The 17,006-nt window shown below is 69.8% G+C and carries 19 protein-coding genes and 1 riboswitch; of the genes, 10 read left to right on the plus strand and 9 right to left on the minus strand.

What is annotated here, in order from left to right; genetic code table 11:
* Nucleotides 1-153: 153 nt before the first annotated feature.
* Both ACQP2T_RS00720 and ACQP2T_RS00725 read right to left on the minus strand, forming a co-directional pair.
* Nucleotides 154-1,170, minus strand: a complete 1,017-nt coding sequence (locus tag ACQP2T_RS00720) for a hemolysin family protein (RefSeq protein WP_433514259.1) — start codon at nt 1,168-1,170, stop codon at nt 154-156.
* Nucleotides 1,167-2,513: a hemolysin family protein gene (locus ACQP2T_RS00725; protein WP_433514260.1), complete on the minus strand. Its 1,347-nt coding sequence runs from the start codon at nt 2,511-2,513 to the stop codon at nt 1,167-1,169. The genes ACQP2T_RS00720 and ACQP2T_RS00725 overlap by 4 nt, the downstream gene beginning before the upstream one ends.
* A gap of 260 nt (nt 2,514-2,773) precedes the next feature.
* On the opposite strand from ACQP2T_RS00725, the gene ACQP2T_RS00730 reads away from it, so the two are divergent.
* Nucleotides 2,774-4,024 (plus strand): LCP family protein, encoded by a 1,251-nt coding sequence (locus ACQP2T_RS00730; protein ID WP_433514261.1) that lies wholly within the window; start codon nt 2,774-2,776, stop codon nt 4,022-4,024.
* A 30-nt stretch (nt 4,025-4,054) separates the two neighbouring features.
* On the opposite strand, the gene ACQP2T_RS00735 is transcribed toward ACQP2T_RS00730, so the two are convergent.
* Entirely contained in the window at nt 4,055-4,717 is a 663-nt protein-coding gene (locus tag ACQP2T_RS00735; protein WP_433514262.1) for a GOLPH3/VPS74 family protein, read from the minus strand.
* Between the two features lie 374 nt (nt 4,718-5,091).
* On the opposite strand from ACQP2T_RS00735, the gene ACQP2T_RS00740 reads away from it, so the two are divergent.
* Together ACQP2T_RS00740 and ACQP2T_RS00745 are read left to right on the plus strand one after the other, a co-directional pair.
* Nucleotides 5,092-5,691, plus strand: a complete 600-nt coding sequence (locus ACQP2T_RS00740; protein WP_433514263.1) for a TenA family protein — start codon at nt 5,092-5,094, stop codon at nt 5,689-5,691.
* A 43-nt stretch (nt 5,692-5,734) separates the two neighbouring features.
* A complete protein-coding gene (locus ACQP2T_RS00745) occupies nt 5,735-6,613 on the plus strand; it encodes an Fpg/Nei family DNA glycosylase (protein WP_358176594.1) in 879 nt (292 codons plus the stop codon).
* Nucleotides 6,614-6,630: 17 nt separating this feature from the next.
* Here ACQP2T_RS00745 and ACQP2T_RS00750 read toward each other — a convergent pair whose 3' ends face one another.
* Complete coding sequence (locus tag ACQP2T_RS00750; RefSeq protein WP_433514264.1) at nt 6,631-8,052, minus strand: MFS transporter; 1,422 nt, start codon at nt 8,050-8,052, stop codon at nt 6,631-6,633.
* Nucleotides 8,053-8,127: 75 nt separating this feature from the next.
* Here ACQP2T_RS00750 and ACQP2T_RS00755 point away from each other — a divergent pair, with 75 nt between their 5' ends.
* From ACQP2T_RS00755 to ACQP2T_RS00765, 3 genes are all read left to right on the plus strand, one after another.
* Complete coding sequence (locus ACQP2T_RS00755) at nt 8,128-8,562, plus strand: winged helix-turn-helix transcriptional regulator (protein WP_433514265.1); 435 nt, start codon at nt 8,128-8,130, stop codon at nt 8,560-8,562.
* Nucleotides 8,559-8,882 (plus strand): rhodanese-like domain-containing protein, encoded by a 324-nt coding sequence (locus ACQP2T_RS00760; RefSeq protein ID WP_433514266.1) that lies wholly within the window; start codon nt 8,559-8,561, stop codon nt 8,880-8,882. Before ACQP2T_RS00755 ends, ACQP2T_RS00760 begins: the two co-directional genes overlap by 4 nt.
* A gap of 25 nt (nt 8,883-8,907) precedes the next feature.
* Nucleotides 8,908-9,020: riboswitch (TPP riboswitch) on the plus strand.
* Entirely contained in the window at nt 9,011-10,354 is a 1,344-nt protein-coding gene (locus ACQP2T_RS00765) for a purine-cytosine permease family protein (RefSeq protein ID WP_433514267.1), read from the plus strand. Its footprint overlaps the riboswitch before it by 10 nt.
* 9 nt (nt 10,355-10,363) lie before the next feature.
* On the opposite strand, the gene ACQP2T_RS00770 is transcribed toward ACQP2T_RS00765, so the two are convergent.
* Nucleotides 10,364-10,930 (minus strand): methylated-DNA--[protein]-cysteine S-methyltransferase, encoded by a 567-nt coding sequence (locus ACQP2T_RS00770; protein ID WP_433514268.1) that lies wholly within the window; start codon nt 10,928-10,930, stop codon nt 10,364-10,366.
* Between the two features lie 96 nt (nt 10,931-11,026).
* Here ACQP2T_RS00770 and ACQP2T_RS00775 point away from each other — a divergent pair, with 96 nt between their 5' ends.
* Both ACQP2T_RS00775 and ACQP2T_RS00780 read left to right on the plus strand, forming a co-directional pair.
* Nucleotides 11,027-12,895, plus strand: coding sequence for a PAS domain S-box protein (locus tag ACQP2T_RS00775; protein ID WP_433514269.1), 1,869 nt, complete (start codon nt 11,027-11,029; stop codon nt 12,893-12,895).
* 142 nt (nt 12,896-13,037) lie between these two features.
* The gene (locus ACQP2T_RS00780; RefSeq protein WP_357938397.1) at nt 13,038-13,469 is read left to right on the plus strand and encodes an ATP-binding protein; all 432 of its coding nucleotides are present in this window, start codon (nt 13,038-13,040) and stop codon (nt 13,467-13,469) included.
* Between the two features lie 3 nt (nt 13,470-13,472).
* Here ACQP2T_RS00780 and ACQP2T_RS00785 read toward each other — a convergent pair whose 3' ends face one another.
* Genes ACQP2T_RS00785 through ACQP2T_RS00795 form a run of 3 tightly spaced genes read right to left on the minus strand, consistent with a single transcriptional unit; the run spans nt 13,473 to nt 14,570 of the window.
* On the minus strand, nt 13,473-14,126 hold the full coding sequence (locus ACQP2T_RS00785) for a YidC/Oxa1 family membrane protein insertase (protein ID WP_433514270.1): 654 nt from the start codon (nt 14,124-14,126) through the stop codon (nt 13,473-13,475).
* A 52-nt stretch (nt 14,127-14,178) separates the two neighbouring features.
* Entirely contained in the window at nt 14,179-14,400 is a 222-nt protein-coding gene (locus ACQP2T_RS00790) for a DUF6412 domain-containing protein (protein ID WP_357938401.1), read from the minus strand.
* On the minus strand, nt 14,397-14,570 hold the full coding sequence (locus tag ACQP2T_RS00795) for a hypothetical protein (RefSeq protein ID WP_358430709.1): 174 nt from the start codon (nt 14,568-14,570) through the stop codon (nt 14,397-14,399). Before ACQP2T_RS00795 ends, ACQP2T_RS00790 begins: the two co-directional genes overlap by 4 nt.
* A 94-nt stretch (nt 14,571-14,664) precedes the next feature.
* On the opposite strand from ACQP2T_RS00795, the gene ACQP2T_RS00800 reads away from it, so the two are divergent.
* Nucleotides 14,665-15,375, plus strand: a complete 711-nt coding sequence (locus tag ACQP2T_RS00800; RefSeq protein WP_433514271.1) for a response regulator transcription factor — start codon at nt 14,665-14,667, stop codon at nt 15,373-15,375.
* Nucleotides 15,372-16,484: a sensor histidine kinase gene (locus ACQP2T_RS00805; protein ID WP_433514272.1), complete on the plus strand. Its 1,113-nt coding sequence runs from the start codon at nt 15,372-15,374 to the stop codon at nt 16,482-16,484. The genes ACQP2T_RS00800 and ACQP2T_RS00805 overlap by 4 nt, the downstream gene beginning before the upstream one ends.
* Before the next feature lie 22 nt (nt 16,485-16,506).
* Here ACQP2T_RS00805 and ACQP2T_RS00810 read toward each other — a convergent pair whose 3' ends face one another.
* Complete coding sequence (locus ACQP2T_RS00810; RefSeq protein WP_357938409.1) at nt 16,507-16,908, minus strand: hypothetical protein; 402 nt, start codon at nt 16,906-16,908, stop codon at nt 16,507-16,509.
* Nucleotides 16,909-17,006: the final 98 nt, after the last annotated feature.

Here is a 17,006-nt window from a genome sequence, read left to right on the forward strand (position 1 = left end):
GAGGACCCGGATCGCAAGGGGCGGGGCCTCCTGTTTTTGGGAACCCTTGTGGGCGGCGTTGGGAACGGTACGCCCGGCCGGTTGCAGATCGCTTTCGGATGGCTTTCCGGCCGGGCGTGTGTTATTGCCCACACTTGTGGGGTTCTCGTGGGGTTAGGCGGCCATTGCTCGGGTGTCGAGGAGTTCGCCCAGTAGGTCGGTCAGGCTGACCATTCCGATGACCGTGCCGGCCTGGTCCGTGACCAGGGCCACGTGGGCGTGAGCCTCCTGGAGCGCTGTCACCGCCTCCGGGACTTGAGTGACGCAGGGCAGTTTGGGTACCGGGCGGGCCAGGTCGGCCGCTGTGCGGCTGGGATTGATCAGGGCGTCTCTGGCATGCAGCACGCCCTGTACGTCCTCTGGAGCGCCCACCAGGAGGCGTAGGTGGCCGCTCTCCGCCGCGGCCTGCTTGATGCGCGCGGCGTCGGCCGACGACGGGACGGTGACCACCTGGTCGATGGGGACCATGAGGCGCTCGATGCCTTCCGCCTGGAGGCGGAGGGCTCTGGTGAGCAGGTCATGCTCCTCTCTGTCCAGGAGGCCCATGCGGCCCGACTCGCCTACGAGCATGGCGAGCTGGCGCGGGGTTCTGGTGGTGGCCAGTTCGTCACGTGGGACCACGCCGAACAGGCGCAGGATCACGTTGGTCAGGCCGTTGAGCGCCGACAGAAGGGGGCTCATCAGCGACGTGAAGCCGCGGAAGGGCAGCGTCAGCAGCAGGGCGGCCCGCTCGGGGTGGGTCAGTGCCCAGGACTTGGGCGCCATCTCGCCCACCACCATGTGCAGGAACGTCACCAAGGCCAGCGCGATGGTCAGTGCGATCGGCATCCGCATCGACTCGGGCACGCCGACGGCGGCGAAGACCGGCTCCAGGTAGTGCTCGATCGCGGGCTCGGTGACCTGGCCCAGGCCCAGCGTGCAGAGCGTGATGCCGAGCTGGGCGCCGGCCAGCATCAGGGACAGTCGCCGGCCACCGCCCACCGCCGATTTCGCGGTGATCCGCACCAGGCGGCTGCCGTTGGCGGCCATCTCCTCCAGGCGGTGCCGCTTGGCGGAGACAAAGGCGAACTCGGCCGCCACGAACAGCGCGTTCAGCAGCAGTAGGGCCAGGCTGATCAGGATCATCGTCATCGGACGGCCTCCGCGTGCTGGACCGGTGCCAGCCGTACCCATGCGGGGACGCGGCGGTCGAGGGACAGGACGGTGAGTACGGCCTGGTGCTCCTGTTCGTCCTCGGCGAACGGGTCAGTCTCCGGAATGACGGGCACAGTCACGGTGTCACCGGGCTCCGGCATGCGCCCCAGCCTGGCGAGGACCAGCCCGGCGAGCGTGTCGTAGTCGTCGCTCTCGGGCAGCGAGACGCCGGTGGCCCGCTCGACCTCGTCGAGCCTGAACCGGCCCGGCACCTCCCAGACGCCGTCCGGCTGCGCGACCGCGCCGTCCGGCTCCGGGTCGTTCTCGTCGATGAGCTCGCCGACCAGCTCCTCCGCCAGGTCCTCGACGGTGATGACGCCGGCGAGGTCGCCGTACTCGTCGATCACGCATACCAGGTCGTCCTTGGCCGAGCGCATCTGGTTCAGTACGGCCGGCAGCGGCAGCGAGTCGGGCACCAGCACCGCGGGGCGGGTGATGCCGATGATCGGGCCGTCTTCGAGGCCGGAGGTGATCAGCTCACGTACGCCCGTTACGCCCACCACGTCGCCGTCGGCGCCGAGCACCGGGTAGCGGGAGTGGCCGCACTCGCGTATGACCTCCACGAGGTCGGAGATCGGCTGGGAGTCGCGGAGCACGACCACGCGCGGGCGCGGGACCATGATCTCCTCCGCGTTGCGGTCACCGAACTCCAGCGCCCGCTCCAGCAGCTCCGACAGTCGCGGCGGCAGTTCGCCCGCCTGGGTGGACTCGGCGATGATCCGCGAGAGCTCCTCGGGGGTCGCGCCGTGCTCCACCTCCTCGACGGGCTCGATGCCGATGCGCCTGAGCAGTCCCGTGGCCGCCGAGTCGAACAGGCGGATCACCGGGCCGACCACGGCCAGATAGACGAGCGTCGATCCGGCGAGGAACTTGGCGACGGGCTCCGGCCTGGCGATGCCGAGATTCTTGGGCGCCAACTCGCCGAGGACCATCTGCACGACGGTCGCGACGAACACCCCGATGGCCACGGACAGGCCGGTGATGACACCGCCGGGCATGCCGGTGTCCGTCAACCACGGACGGACGATCGTCGCAATGGCGGGTTCGGCCAGGAAGCCGACCAGCAGCGCGGTGACGGTGATGCCGAGCTGCGCGCCGGAGAGCATGAAGGACAGGCGGGAGGTCACCTGGAGGGCCTTCTCCGCGCCCTGGTCGCCGGCGGCGGCCTGCTCACGCAGGAGGCCCCGGTCGGCGGCCACGAAGGCGAACTCCTGCGCGACGAAGTAACCTGTCGCGGCGGTGAGCAGGAAGAGGGCGATCAGCCCGAGGTACGCGCTCACCGTGTCGAGCTCCGAAGAGGTGAGCGATCAGGGGATCCCGTGCGTCCGCACGGGCGAATATTCCAAGGGTCCGGGGCGGACACGATCATCCTTTCGATGGCGGAAGTCCATAAACCGTAACGATGCAGATCGCAGCAATGTTTCCGACGTGACGCTCCGCTAGTTCTGCGTACTTTTCCGTGGGAAAACCTTGGCGAGACGTCTTCACTGGTGGGGGGTTGGACGTAGCGTCTATGACAACCGAAGGAGAAAGAGGCCAAGTGTCTGAGGAAGACCGGACGAGAGCCATGCGCTCGCCGGGCGATGGCCGCCCGCTGCCCGGCAGGAACGGTGACGGTCAGCGGTCGGGCGGTGCCCCCGCGCATCGGATTCCGTCGACGCAGCAGGTCCCTCCGCCGGCTCAACAGGCGCCGCCGACGAACGAGTCGCCCTCCGACGCGCCGCGCGCCGGCAGTTCGCGCGTGTACGGCCGCGAGCGCAAGGGCGACAGCCCGATGAGGCCGTTCACGCCCAAGGCGGAGCCGACCCCGTCGGGGCCGAAGCCGCCGCGCAGGCGGATCAAGGGCCGGACCATCCTGAAGATCGTCGCCGCCGTGGTGGCGCTGCTGCTCGTGGTGGCCGTGGGACTGTTCTTCTGGATCGACTCGCGGCTGACCGGGATTCCCGGCGTGCTCGACGACTACCAGGGCCGTCCCGACGACACCCCGGGCACCAACTGGCTGCTCGTCGGCTCCGACAGCCGCAAGGGCCTGTCGGCGGCCGACCGCAAGAAGCTCGCCACCGGCAAGGCGGCCGGTCAACGCACCGACTCGATGATGCTGCTGCACATCCCGGCGGGCAGCGACAAGCCGACCCTCGTCAGCCTGCCGCGCGACTCGGCGGTCACCATCCCCGGCAAGGGCCGCAACAAGCTCAACGCCGCGTACGCCATCGGCGGCCCCAAGCTGCTCGCCCAGACGATCGAGACCGTCACCGGGGTGCGCGTCGACAACTACATGGAGATCGGCTTCGCCGGGTTCGTGGACATCGTCGACGCGGTCGGCGGCGTCGAGATCAACGTCCGCGCCGCGGTCGACGACCCCAAGGCGGGGCTGAAGCTCAAGAAGGGCGTCCAGACGCTGACCGGCGCCCAGGCGCTCGGCTACGTCCGTACCCGCAAGGGCGGCGCGCTGCCCGACTTCGAGCGGACCAAGCGCCAGCGCCAGTTCCTCGGCGCGGTCGTGAAGAAGGCGGCCAGCCCCGGCACGCTGATCAATCCGTTCACCTCGATCCCGCTGGCCATGAGCGCCACCGACGCGGTGGCCGTCGATTCGAGCACGGGCGCGTTCGACATGCTCTCGCTGGGCCTGGCCATGGGCGACAGCCCGGTGACCACGGTCGTGCCGTTCGGCGGCAACGAGATCGCGGGCGGCGGCAGCGCGGTCAAGTGGGACAGGGAGAAGGCCACCGCCCTGTTCAACGCGATCAAGGAGGACAAGCCGGTGCCGAAGGAGATCCTCGACGCCGGCTGATCCCATCCTCTGGCCGACCCTTGGGGGTGCCTAGCTTCCTGCGGTGGCGCCGGTGCTGGCGCCGATGGCGGCGGTGGTGGCGGCGATCACCATGACCGAGTTGATCGCGGCGATCGTCTTGGCCACCGCGTCGCCCGCCCAGTCGCCCTCGGAGATCTCCTTGATGCGGGCCTTGTTCGCGCCGGGGAACGCCTTGCGGTCGAGCTTGGCGGCGTGCATGACGGCGATGAGCACCGCCGTGCGCCCGTCGGGCTCGGCGCCCGCCAGGACGCCGCTCACGCGCTGCCTGACCTCCGCCTCGACGCTGCCGTCGGCCTCCGGCCAGCGGGTGGTGGGGAAGATGCCGAGCACCTTGCCGCGCTCCTCGGCCAGCACGCCCGTCTCGGCGAGCCGGACGAGCAGGCGCCGGCGCAGCTTGGTGGAGTGGAACCGCTGGACCCACCAGTCGGGCTTGCGCTCCTTGCCCTCATCCGCGATGCGGGCCAGCGCGGCGTCGAGTTCGTCGTCGCCCAGCGGCGTGGCGTCCTCGAGGGACACCTTCTTGCCGGTCAGGGCCACTCGCTCGTTGATCGCCAGCTCGGCGAGGATCGCGCCGCCGAGCGCCGGATCCAGTTGGGTGGCGCTGATGAGCTGCTTGCCCTCCTTCTCGCTGTAGGCGAGCAAGAGGAGTTCTTCCGCGATCGTCACACTCATTCCCTGACACTAGCGTCTTCGGTTCTCTGTGTTTACCTAGGTAAAGCGGGCATTGGCGTAGTCTCGTCGCACCCGGCCGAGGTCGGGTAGTGATCCGGTGGAAGCCGAAGCCGCGTCCGTCCGGCAAGCCGGGCGGACCGTGGTTTGAGAACCGCTTTGTCGGGGCCTGACTGCGCACTCCTGGCGGGAGTGCGCCTCTTGGGCCACCGCCCCGCCGGACGCTTTCCCGTTGATGCGGACACCAACGGGGGCGGGGACCGAGCGCTCAGTCAGGCACCCGGCTGTGACAGAAAATTACATCACGATTACCATCCGTAGCAACCGGTCGACGGCTCGCATAGCGAATGCCAGCAACAGTTCATACCCTGCCGCTCATGGGTATCTCCGAGAAGTTGCACGCGGCCGGGCGCCCCCTCCTCGACGCGCAGCTCGCGCATCCCACGGTTGTCGGCATCGGGCGCGGTGATCTGGCGGAGCCGGTGTTCCGGTCGTGGTTGGAGCAGGATTATCTGTTTCTGCTGGACTATGTGCGGGTGTTCGCGCGGCTGGCCTGGCAGGCGCCGGCCGCGCATCTGGGCGATCTGGTGGACCTGGCGCACACGACCTTCCATGACGAGCTGAGCCTGCACCGGGAGCTGTCGGCCTCGTTCGGGGCGGATCTGGAAAGTGCGCGGAAGGGGCCGGCGTGCGCGGCCTACACGGCGTTCCTGCTGGAGTCGGCTGCTGATTATGGCGAAGGGCTGGCCGCGCTTTATCCCTGTATGTGGGGATATTCGCAGCTTGGTCAGCGGTTGGAGTTGCCCGCCGAGCCGCGCTACCGGAGATGGGTGGAGACGTACGCCGATCCCGGCTTCGCGGCGCTGACCGTGCGGATCGCCGAGATGATCGACCAGGCCGACCCCGAGCCTGCGCGGGCGGAGGCGTTGTTCCGTGAGGGGATGGCGCACGAGCTGGCGTTCTGGGATGTCCCATAGTTATCCACAGGCTGTGGACGACGGTGCGTCGTACCCTGGTGGCATGCCTGAACTCCCCGAAGTGGAATCGCTCGCCGGTTTCCTGCGCGAGCGGGCGGTCGGTCGCACGCTCCTGGGCGTCGACGTGGTCGCCTTCTCGGCGCTCAAGACGTTCGACCCGCCGGTCACCGCGCTCGGCGGGCTGACCATCACGGGCGTGGCCAGGCACGGCAAGTTCCTCGACTTCGACTGCGACGGTCTGCACCTGGTCATCCACCTGGCCCGCGCGGGGTGGCTGCGCTGGCGCGAGGACCTCTCGGGCGCGAAGCCGGTCCGTCCGGGCAAGGGCCCGCTGGCGGTACGGGTACGCCTGGCGCCCGACGACGAGGGCCTGGCGCCCGGGTTCGAGCTGACCGAGGCGGGGACGCAGAAGCGCCTAGCCGTCTATGTCACGAAAAATCCGGATGACGTGCCGGGTGTCGCCGCCCTCGGCCCCGACCCCCTCGACGACGCCTTCACCGTGGCCACGCTCAAGGCCATCCTGAACGGCAGCCGCACCCAGGTGAAGGGCCTGCTGCGCGACCAGAAGGTGATCGCGGGCATCGGCAACGCCTACTCCGACGAGGTGCTGCACGCGGCCAAGATGTCCCCGTTCAAGATCGCCTCGACCCTCACCGACGCCCAGATCGCCGACCTGCACGAGGCCATCGTCACCACGCTGCGCGAGGCGGTCGAGCGGGCGCACGGCCTGGCCGCCAAGGACCTCAAGGCGGAGAAGAAGTCCGGCCTTCGTGTCCACAACCGCGCCGGTCAGCCATGCGATGTGTGCGGTGACACCATTCGCGAGGTGTCCTTCGCGGATTCCTCGCTGCAGTACTGCCCCACCTGCCAGACAGGCGGTAAGCCGCTCGCCGACCGCCGCCTGTCCCGCCTACTGAAGTAACACCTCCGTGCTGCGGGTCACGCTCTGACTATGACGGGCTTCTCGGGCTCTCCGGACTCGTGTGCGGGGGTGGGCGGGCGTCGGCGTAGGCCGGTGGCCATGATGAGGGCGGCGACGGCCGTGGCGGTCAGCGGCACCAGCAGCGCCGTCCTGATGGCCGCCAGCCCGGCCTCGGCGGAGGTCGCGTCGCCCAGTGCCGCCACGCTGACCGCCGTCACCATGGACAGCCCGAGCGCCGCGCCGAACTGGAAGGCCGAGTTCAGCAGTCCACCGGCCAAGCCCTGCTCGTCCTCCGCGATGCCCTCCGTGGCGACGATCGTGAGCGGGCCGTACACGAAGGCGAACATCAGGCCGATCAGCAGCATCGACGGCAGCATGGCCGCGTACGACCAGTCCATCCCGACCCCCACGAACAGGCCGTAGGCCGCGAGCCCGGACAGCAGGCCGCCGAAGATCACCCGGGCGTTGCCGTACCTCTGGACCAGCCAGGGGGTCAGCGTGGGCGCGAGCACCACGTCGGCGGCGGCGGCGAGCAGGGCCAGGCCGGTCTGGACGGTGGACCAGCCGCGCAACTCCTGCAGGTACAGCGTGACCAGGAACTGGAAGCCGAAGAACGACGCGGTGAGCAGCAGCGCCGTCAGGTTGGCGCGCACCAGTGGCGCGGAGCGCAGGATGCCCAGGCGGACGAGCGGGGTGGCCGACCGCCGCTCGATCGCCACGAAGGCCGCCAGCAGCGCCGCTCCGCCCGCGAATGCGCCGATGGTCCAGGCCGGGCCGTCGGCGGGGTGCTCCAGTCGTACCAGGCCGTAGACCAGCAGGGTCATCGCGCCGGTGATGGTCGCGGCTCCGGCCAGGTCGACGCCGCCGGTGGGCCGGGGCGTCGGCTGCTCCTTCAGCAGTGGGACGGCGGCGATCAGGATCGCCAGCGAGAAGAGGACGGGCGCGAAGAAGACCCAGCGCCAGCCGATCGAGCTCAGCAGACCACCGATCACCAGCCCGAGCGCGAACCCGGCGGCCCCCGTCCCCGCGTACACCAGCAGCGCGCGGTTGCGCTGCCTGCCCTCGGGGAAGCTCGTGGTGATCAGCGACAGCCCGGCGGGCATCATGAAGGCGGCCGCGACCCCGGTGAGGAACCTGGCGACCAGCAGCACCCACCCCTCGGTCGCGAACCCGCCCAGCCCGGAGAACACCACGAACACGCCGAGCCAGAGCAGGAACATCCTGCGCCTGCCCAGCAGGTCGGCCGCCCGGCCGCCGAGCAGGATGAAACCGCCACAGCCCAGGACGTAGGCGCTCACCACCCCGCTCAGCATGCCCGTGGACAGCCCCAGATCGGCCCTGATCGACGGCAGGGCCACGTTCAGCATGGCCACGTCGGTGCCCTCGATGAAGATGGCCCCGCACAGCACGATCAACATGCCCCAAGCGCGTTTGGACATGGTCGACTCCCGGTTACTTATCGGCATTCGGTTATCTCTGGTAACCGTCCAAATCATCCGGCAGTATGAAATGTCATGGAAGACGGCACTTCTAAGTCACCCGGTTACTGCGAGAGCACCGTGGACGACGACTACGACGTGTGGCAGTGGGACACCAGGGAGGACTGCGAGGTCCGGCAGATACTCGACCGCGTCGCCGACAAGTGGTCGCTGCTGGTCATCGCGCTGCTCGACTGCCAGAGCCTGCGCTTCACCCAGCTGCGCCGCGAGATCGACGGGGTCAGCCAGCGGATGCTCAGCGTGACCCTGCGCCACCTGGAGCGCGACGGCCTGGTCAGCCGTACGGTCCACCCCGTCGTGCCGCCACGGGTCGACTACGCGCTCACGCCGCTCGGCCGGACGCTGCACCAGACGATCAAGAGCCTGGTCACCTGGACCGAGGAGCACCGGCAGGAGATCGCCACGGCCCGTGCCGCCTACGACCAGCGACGCGAGATGATGGAGGCATGACGGTTCCAGAGATCTCGGCCGGCGACGTTCCCGCCGACGCCTACCTGCTCGACGTGCGTGAACAGGACGAATGGATGGCCGGGCACGCCCCCGAGGCGGTGCACATCCCGATGACGCAGATCCAGGGGCGGGTCGAGGAGGTGCCGGGCGACCGGACCGTCTACGTGGTCTGCCGGGTCGGCGGCCGGTCGTTCCAGGTCGCGGCCTGGCTCAACCAGCTCGGGCGCGAGGCGGTCAACGTCGACGGCGGCATGCAGTCGTGGGCGGGCGCGCGCCGCCCGATGGTCAGCGAGACGGGGCGCCCGCCGTTCGTCGCCTGACGGATGGCATAATCCGCTCGACAACTACACAAACCGCGGGAGCTCGGGGTGCACCGGGCTGAGAGGGCGACTGACCTGTCGCCGACCGCATGAACCTGTCCGGGTAATGCCGGCGTAGGGAGTGTGAGATGACGCATGTCGTCGACGAAGTCCCGCTGACCCTCGAAGGGACGCCCCCCAAGACGCTCGGGCTGCTCGACCAGGGGGCCCTGTGGGCGAACCTGGCCGTCAGCCTGCTGGGGTTCAGCGGCGCGCTGTTCCTGCTCGACCCGCTCGGCGGCAGCCCGCTCAGCCTGACCGCCGCCCTGCTCGCCGCGCTCGTCGGCAGCCTGGTCGGCACGGCCATGGTGGGGCTGTCGGCCATCCCGGGCACGCAGACCGGGCGGCCGGCGATGGTGCTGCTGCGCGGGTTGTTCGGGGCGCGGCTGTCCTACATCCCGACCGTGCTCAACATCGTCCAGATGATCGGGTGGGGCGCCTTCGAGCTGTGGGTGATCGCCAAGGGCGCGATGGCCATCTTCGGCGCCGTGGTGCCGTACCAGGTGTGGGTGGTGGTGGCGGGGGCGCTGACCACGTCGCTGACCATCTGGCCGCTCGGGTCGGTCCGGCTGCTTCGGCGCTACGTCACCATCGGAGTGATCATCTCGCTGGTCTGGTTCGCGGTGGCGTTCCTGTCCAAGGCTCCGGCGCAGGGCGGCGGGTCGTGGACGGCGTTCGCGCCCGCGGTCGACTACGTCATCGCGCTGTCGGTCTCGTGGGTGCCGATCGCCGCCGACTTCGCCCGGCACTCCAGGTCGAGCCGGGCGGCCTTCGCGGGCGTGGTCGGCGGCTACACGCTGGCGCAGGTCGCCTGCCTGGGGCTGGGCGTCTACGCGGTGGCCATCGCCGGGTCCGCCGCGGTGGCCGCCGACGGCACGGCCGTGTTCGGGGCGTTCGTCGCGGTGCCGCTGGGCGCGCTGTTCTTCGCGATCCTGGTGTTGCGGGAGGCCGACCAGTCGTTCGCGAACGTCTACTCCACGACCATGTCCCTGCAGAACCTCATGCCGCGCGTCGACCGGCGGGTCTTCTCGATCGCCATCGGCGTGCTGACCACCGCCATCGCGCTGGTGGTCGACGTGAACTCCTACGGGGCGTTCCTGGGAGTGATCGGGGCGGTGTTCGTGCCGATGTTCGCGGTGCTGGCGGTCGACTACTTCCTGCTCGGCGGATCCTCGGGGTGGAACACCGACGAGGACGCGCCCGCCCGCTGGTCCATGCTGGTGCCCTGGGCGCTCGGCTTCGTGGCCTACTGGCTGACCACCTCCACGCCCACGGTCGCGCAGTGGGACGGCCTCTGGGCGGCCGTACGCGAGGCGATCGGGTTCACCAGGCAGCTGTGGATGAACGGGGCCCTGGGCGCGGCTCTGGTGGCGGCTCTGGTGACGCTGGCGATCGGCTGGGCGACCAGGCGCGCGTCGATCACGCGTCGCTGAGTACGTACCTCAGGCCCTTGAGCGCTTTTCGATGTTGAGGAGATGACGCTTGGCGGCCTGGCCGCCCGCGTAGTCGCCGAGCTCGCCGTCGCCCGGCACGATCCGGTGGCACGGCACGACCACGCAGACGGGGTTGGCGTTGAGCGCGTTGCCGACCGCGCGCAGTGCGCGCGGGCGGCCGATGCTCTCGCCGATCTCGTCGAGGGTCGCCGTCTCGCCGTAGGGCACGGCCATGGTCTTCTGCAGCACCGTACGGGCGAACGTCGTGGCGATGGACAGGTCCACCGGCGTGGCGAAGGCCCGCAGGCGCCCGGAGAAGTAGGCGTCGAGCTCCCTGCGCACCGGGTCGAGCCGCCCGGGGTCGGGCCCGACGAACGCGCCCACATGCCGGACGACCAACTCGAAGACGGTGTCCTTCGACTCGAAGCTGCACGCCACGATGCCTTTGCCGCTCACCGCCAGCACCAGCCGGCCGACCGCGCCGTCATAGGTGCCGAACGCCACATCGGGCGGCACCTCGCCGCGATAGGTGGCGGAAGTCACCCGCAGCAGGGCATCGAGGTCTCCACTGGACATACCCGCCACCCTCTTCCGCCGCCCTGAAAGGCCGTGCCCGCAGCGTATCGGACGGATCGCCCGACGAACGCCGCACGCCACAGGCACTATGGAGGTGTGGGTGACGACAGAGCAGGCAGTGACGATGAGATCGCTCGCGCGGTGCTCGCCAGCTCGCCCAACGCCGTGGTCGCGCTCGACAGGGACCAGACCGTACTCGTCTGGAACCGAGCGGCCGAGCGGCTCTTCGGCTGGTCGGCCGAGGAGATGCTGGGCCGCAGGGCGCCGATCGTGCCGGGGGAGCTGACAGCGGAGCACAACGCGGTGCTCGAACGGGTGCGTACGGGCGGCCAGGTGTCGCTGCGTACCAAGCGGTTGCGCAGGGACGGCACCGTGCTCGACCTGAGGGTCGACACGAGCGCGCTGCTCACGGGCAGCGCCGTGGCGGGCTACGTCTTCGTGCACCATCTGACCGAGGCCGACGAGGCCGCCAGGAACCGTATGGCGCGGCGGGCCAGGCTGGTGCGCCGGCTCACCGACGTGGTCGGCGACATCAACGCCGAGCTGGAGCTGTCCACGGTGCTCGACCGCATCGCGGCCAGCCTGACCGAGCTGACCGGGGCCGACGCGGGCGGCTTCGTGCTCATCGAGGGCGAGCGGCTGCGGCTGGTGAGCGCGCACCAGTTGCCCGACTCGCTCAAGGACGTGACGGCCGAGCTGCGCACCAGCCTGGTCGGCAAGCTTTTACGCACCGGGAAGACGGTGATGCTGGAGTCGCAGGGCCTCGGCGACCTGGTGTGGGCCGAGCTCGACGGGCTGCACACGATCGCGCTCGGCCTGGCCGCGGTCGGCGGCCGTCCCTACGGGGCGCTGTACGCGCTGTTCGCCGAGCGCAAGCCCGGCCACCTGGAGCTCGAACTCCTGGAGCTGCTGGCCGGGCACGCCGGCATCGCGGTCGGCAACGCGGTGGCCTATCAGGAGGCCGTACGCCAGCGGGCGCACGAGCGGGCGGTGTTCGACGCCAGCGCCGACGGCATCGCCGTGCTCGACCGCGCCGGGCGGGTCAGCCAGTGGAACCCGGCCGCGGCCGAGCTCACCGCGACGCCGGGAGAGGCCGTCATCGGCGGGCCGCTGCCCTTCCCGCTGCCCAGTCCGGGCGAGAAGCTCACCTACCAGCTGGAGAGCGGGCGCTGGCTGGACGTGGTCAGCGCCAAGATCGAGGAGACCGGAGAGGTGGTCGTCGACTTCCGCGACGTGACCACGGCCAAGGAGCTGGAGGAGGCCAAGGACCTGTTCCTGGCCACGACCAGCCATGAGCTGCGCACGCCCATCACGATCGTGCGCGGGTTCGCCAGCACGCTCGACGCGCGCTGGGACAAGCTGAACGACACCGAGCGGCGCTCCGCCGTCCACACGATCGCCGAGCGGGCCAGGTCGCTCGGGCAGCTCATGGACCACCTGCTGCTCGGCGCCCGGGCCGGCGCCGACGAGCCGCCGGTGCGCATCGAGGCGTTCGATCTGGCCGAGCGGATCCACGCGGCCACGCTCGGGTTGCCCGTGCTGTCCGACAGGCACCGGGTGGAGGTGGCCATCCCCGACGCGCTGCCGTACGTCAGAGGCGACGCGCTCGCCACCGACATCATCCTCGGCCAGCTGCTGGAGAACGCCTTCAAGTACTCTCCGACGGGCGGCCTGATCAGCGTGGGCGCCTGGCCCGAGGACGACGGCGTGGTCGTGGTGGTGGACGATGAGGGCGTCGGCATCGCCGCGCCGGACCGGGAGCGGGTCTTCGAGCGGTTCGTCCAGGTCGACAGCGGTGACCGCCGCAGGTTCGGCGGAGTCGGCCTCGGGCTCTACATTGTCCGGAGTCTGGCGAGGGCTCAGGGCGGCGATGTGAGTGCCCATCCGCGACCCGGTGGAGGCACTCGAATGCGGCTCGTGTTGGGCAACGCTTCCCCTATCCGATCCGACACACCGATGCGGTAACGAGGTGGTAACGGTTAAGCTGATCTATCGTCCGATGTGTACAAGCTGTGATCGAGATGCGGTTTCTGGGATCGAGTAACGGGGCATTTCGGTCGTACCGGGGAGTGTTCCCGTGGGGGGCACTGGGAGCGGGGAGGTGGGTGTGTCAAGCGTGGTGCTACTGCCGTACGCGCCGTCCAGTGTCGCCGTCGCCCGCCAGCGTCTGAGCACTGACCTGCAGGATCGCGGGGTTTTCGCCACCGCGATCGACGATGCCGTCCTCGTGGTGAGCGAGCTGCTGAGCAACGCGCTACGGCATGCGCATCCGCTGCCGTCGGGCATGGTCAGGGTGGCCTGGCTGCGAAGTGACGAACACATCGAGGTCGCTGTGAGCGATGGCGGCGCGGCCACCGAGCCCCGTGCCGGCCGGCCGACTCTGTCGTCGCTCGGGGGCAGGGGGCTCGGCATCGTCGAGTACGTCGCGGAGAGCTGGGGAGTCCGCCACGACGGTGACATCACCACGGTGTGGGCGATCTTGCACGCCCCCAACGGATTGATGAACGGGCAGGTCCACGCACTGCGAGAGGCCGGATAGCAGCTACGCGCTCAGCGGCCGGCCGGCCAGGATCGCGCGCTCCGCCACGGTCCACGCCGTGGAGATCAGCAGGTAGAGCGCCGCGGCCAGCGGCAGCACCGCGGCGGCCAGCACCGTGCCGAACGGCATCAGCGGCATGAACCTGCGTAGGTACGCGGGCTGCTCATCAGGCAGTGTGGCGCTGACTTTGCGGGCCGAAATCCACGCCACGACCGCGATCAGCGCGATGACCACGGCGAAGACCAAAAATGGCCCGCTAACCAGACCGTAATTGGTGACGATTCCCGCCACATGCTGCCCCAAAGGGGCGCCCAGCAGGTCATGGCCCAGGAAGGCGGTCGGGTGCGTGGCGACCCGATACATCACCCACATGAACGGAAGCTGCCCCAATCCCGGGAGGATCGTGGCGAAAGGCGAGGTGCCTTCCTTCGCGTACAGCTTGGTGGTCTCCTTGGCCAGCCGCTCGGGGTTGCGCGACCACCGCTTCCGCAGCTCGGCCAGCCTGGGCGCCAGGCGCTTCTGGACCTGTGCGGCGCGGGCCTGGCGGATGCTGAGCGGCAGCAGCAGGAGGCGTACGGCCACGGTGAACAGCACGATGGCCACGGCGGCGTTGTCGCCGGACACGGCCAGCAGAAATGACACGAAAGAGTCGAACATGAGCCCTTCAATCAAAGAGAGATGGATCAGGGCTCACTGAAGAGAGCCCCGCTCAGCCGGAAGCGGGGCGCGATGACGGAGCTCGTGGCCGTGGCCGGCCTGCCGCCGCGGGATGGCGCTGGCGCTGGAAGGCCGTGCGCCGGGCGTACATCAGCGGGAAGCCGGGCGCGTCGCCGCCGATGGCGGGCAGCAGCCGGGCGGCCCAGGTGGCGAGCAGCAGGATCGCCACCATGGTCACGCCGATGAGCCAGGGGTCGAACAGGAAAAGCGTCACCGTGACGAGGACGACTTCCCGACCAAGGTGACGGCGATGAACACCAGAAGGGCGACCACGCCGATGATGAGGGCGACCTTGAGCAGGCCCATGATCATGGGGATCACGAAATTGAACAGCACGAAGAGGGCCAGGAGGGCCCCCAGCACGAGCATGACGACGCGACTCATGCGCCCACCGTACGTCCTGCGAGCATGATCCGCGAGGCTTACGAAGCAATGACGTAAGTGTCGATTCGGCATGCTCCCGCCGTACGGTGAAAGGGTGAGCACGCGCATCCTGGTGGTCGACGACGACCCGACCGTGGCCGAAGTAGTGGCGCGATATCTGGAGCGCGACGGGCACGAGGTCGAGTGCGTGGGCGACGGTGCCGAGGCGCTGCGGCGGGCGCTGGCCAGCCCGCCGGATCTGATGGTGCTCGACCTGATGCTGCCGAAGATCGACGGGCTGCAGGTGTGCAGGAAGCTCAGGGAGCGCTGGCCGGTCCCGGTGATCATGCTGACCGCGCTCGGCGAGGAGATCGACCGGGTGGTCGGGCTCGAAACCGGCGCCGACGACTATGTGACCAAGCCCTTCAGCCCGCGTGAGCTGGCGCTGCGCGTCCAGTCGGTGCTGCGCCGCGCCCGGGGGGCCTCGGTCACGGGTGGCACGGGCGTGCTGCGTGACGGCGACCTGGTGGTCGACGTCGGGGCCCACGAGGTACGGCTGGGCGGGGCCGAGGTGCTGCTCACCGCCCGCGAGTTCGACCTGCTGGCCTACCTCGTGCGCAACCCTCGGCAGGCGTTCAGCCGGTCGGCACTGCTCAACCAGGTGTGGGGATGGTCGTTCGGAGACTCCTCCACGGTGACCGTGCACGTCCGGCGGCTACGGGAGAAGATCGAGCCGGATCCGACGGCGCCTCGGCGGATCGTCACGGTCTGGGGCGTGGGGTACCGGTACGAACCGCTCGAACCCGCCGGCGACGGTGCGCCATGACTCCCCATCCCGCGGTGATGAGCGATCTGGGGATGATCGTGGCGGTCACGGCCGGGCTGGGGCTGCTGGTGGGGATCCTGGGCGTGTCCGTCATGTGGTGGCTGCGTACCCGCTCGATCGGGGTCATGCTGGCCGTCGTCATGGTGGTCGCGATCGTGGCGACGCTGGCCGGCGTGGTGGCGATCACGCTCAAGATGATCATCGAGGGCGCGGTCAGGGACATCGTGCTCAGCGTGGTGGCCGTCGGCGGGCTGGTCGGGCTGGGGGTGGCGTTCGTGCTGGCCAGACGGGTCGTGGGCGAGAGCAGGCGGCTGGTGGCGGCCGTACGCGATCTGCCGTTCACCGCGCCCAAGGGGCTGCCGTCGGAACTGCAGACGATCGCGAACACGCTGGAGGAGGCGTACGAGCGGGAGCGCGCCCTGGAAGGGGCGCGGCGCGAGCTCGTCGCCTGGGTGAGTCACGACCTGCGTACCCCGCTCGCCGGGCTGCGGGCGATGGCCGAGGCGCTCGAAGACGGCGTGGTGTCCGACCGCGGGACCGTCGCGCGCTATCACGGCCAGATCAAGCTGGAGGTGGAGCGGCTGTCGGCGATGGTCGACGACCTGTTCGAGCTGTCACGGATCCACGCCGGGGCGCTGCGGCTCACCCCTGCCCGGATCGGGCTCGCCGACCTGGTCGCCGACACGCTCGCCGGGGCCGAGCCGCTGGCCCGCGCCAAGGGGGTGCGACTGACCGCCGAGGCCGCCGAGGCGGTCCCCGTGCGGGCGGACCCGAACGCGCTGAGCCGGGCGCTGGGCAATCTCGTCGTGAACGCGATCAGGCACACGCCGTCGGACCGCACGGTCGTGTTGCGGGCGGCCGTCGACTCGGGCATGGCGTGCCTGTCGGTCAGCGACTGCTGTGGGGGGATCCCCGACGAGGACCTGCACCGGGTGTTCGAGGTGGCCTTCAGAGGCGAGGCGGCCCGGACCCCGACCAAAGACGGCGGGGCCGGGCTCGGCCTGGCGATCGCGCAGGGCATCGTGGAGGCGCACGACGGGGTGATCGGCGTGGTCAACGACGGGCCGGGCTGCCGCTTCGAGATCCGGCTGCCGCTGGTCTCGGGATAGCGCGCCCGTCAGGTCGGGGACTTCAACCGGACTCCGGGAGGGCGCTGTCGTGACCGGCGCCGAACGACTCCGACATCGCGCGGAACGTCGGGCACGGCCAGCGCCACATGCAACTCCGGCACCGCAGGATGGGGTGCTCGGCGTCGCTCGTGATGCCGCCCGCGTCGCGCGGCTGGTGGAGGTCGAACAGCCGCAGCCCGAGCTCGGAGAATCTGAGCAGGTCGTCGCGGGCGTCGGCGAGGAAGTCGAGGTCCTCGCCGGCGAGTTTCGTGTGTACGGGGACGAAGCCTTCGTGGTTGATCAGGCTGCGCAGGCGCCCCACTCTGTCATGCCACGAGGTGGCCTTCTCTGTGCGGATGAGGATGGCTTCCAGTCGTTCGCGGAGCCGTCGTCGGTGCGGGTCTTCGGGTTTCTCTGTTCTCATGAATGCTCGGGCCCGTGGGTCTCGCCCGGCCCCTCCTTCTCAAGTGAAGTAGTGACCAGAAGCGAGGTGCCGGGCCGCCCCCCTCTCCGGCCATGCCG

Origin of the sequence: Nonomuraea sp. CA-143628 (assembly GCF_050942315.1) — a bacterium.
Taxonomy (GTDB): Bacteria; Actinomycetota; Actinomycetes; order Streptosporangiales; family Streptosporangiaceae; genus Nonomuraea.

Excerpts from the sequence above, each read along its gene's own strand:
- ACQP2T_RS00720 (WP_433514259.1), bottom strand. The coding sequence starts at position 1,170 with ATGACGATGATCCTGATCAGCCTGGCCCTACTGCTGCTGAACGCGCTG.
- ACQP2T_RS00735 (WP_433514262.1), bottom strand. The coding sequence starts at position 4,717 with ATGAGTGTGACGATCGCGGAAGAACTCCTCTTGCTCGCCTACAGCGAG.
- ACQP2T_RS00740 (WP_433514263.1), top strand. The coding sequence starts at position 5,092 with ATGGGTATCTCCGAGAAGTTGCACGCGGCCGGGCGCCCCCTCCTCGAC.
- ACQP2T_RS00745 (WP_358176594.1), top strand. The coding sequence starts at position 5,735 with ATGCCTGAACTCCCCGAAGTGGAATCGCTCGCCGGTTTCCTGCGCGAG.
- ACQP2T_RS00750 (WP_433514264.1), bottom strand. The coding sequence starts at position 8,052 with ATGTCCAAACGCGCTTGGGGCATGTTGATCGTGCTGTGCGGGGCCATC.
- ACQP2T_RS00755 (WP_433514265.1), top strand. The coding sequence starts at position 8,128 with ATGGAAGACGGCACTTCTAAGTCACCCGGTTACTGCGAGAGCACCGTG.
- ACQP2T_RS00760 (WP_433514266.1), top strand. The coding sequence starts at position 8,559 with ATGACGGTTCCAGAGATCTCGGCCGGCGACGTTCCCGCCGACGCCTAC.
- ACQP2T_RS00765 (WP_433514267.1), top strand. The coding sequence starts at position 9,011 with ATGACGCATGTCGTCGACGAAGTCCCGCTGACCCTCGAAGGGACGCCC.
- ACQP2T_RS00770 (WP_433514268.1), bottom strand. The coding sequence starts at position 10,930 with ATGTCCAGTGGAGACCTCGATGCCCTGCTGCGGGTGACTTCCGCCACC.
- ACQP2T_RS00785 (WP_433514270.1), bottom strand. The coding sequence starts at position 14,126 with ATGTTCGACTCTTTCGTGTCATTTCTGCTGGCCGTGTCCGGCGACAAC.
- ACQP2T_RS00795 (WP_358430709.1), bottom strand. The coding sequence starts at position 14,570 with ATGAGTCGCGTCGTCATGCTCGTGCTGGGGGCCCTCCTGGCCCTCTTC.
- ACQP2T_RS00805 (WP_433514272.1), top strand. The coding sequence starts at position 15,372 with ATGACTCCCCATCCCGCGGTGATGAGCGATCTGGGGATGATCGTGGCG.
- ACQP2T_RS00810 (WP_357938409.1), bottom strand. The coding sequence starts at position 16,908 with ATGAGAACAGAGAAACCCGAAGACCCGCACCGACGACGGCTCCGCGAA.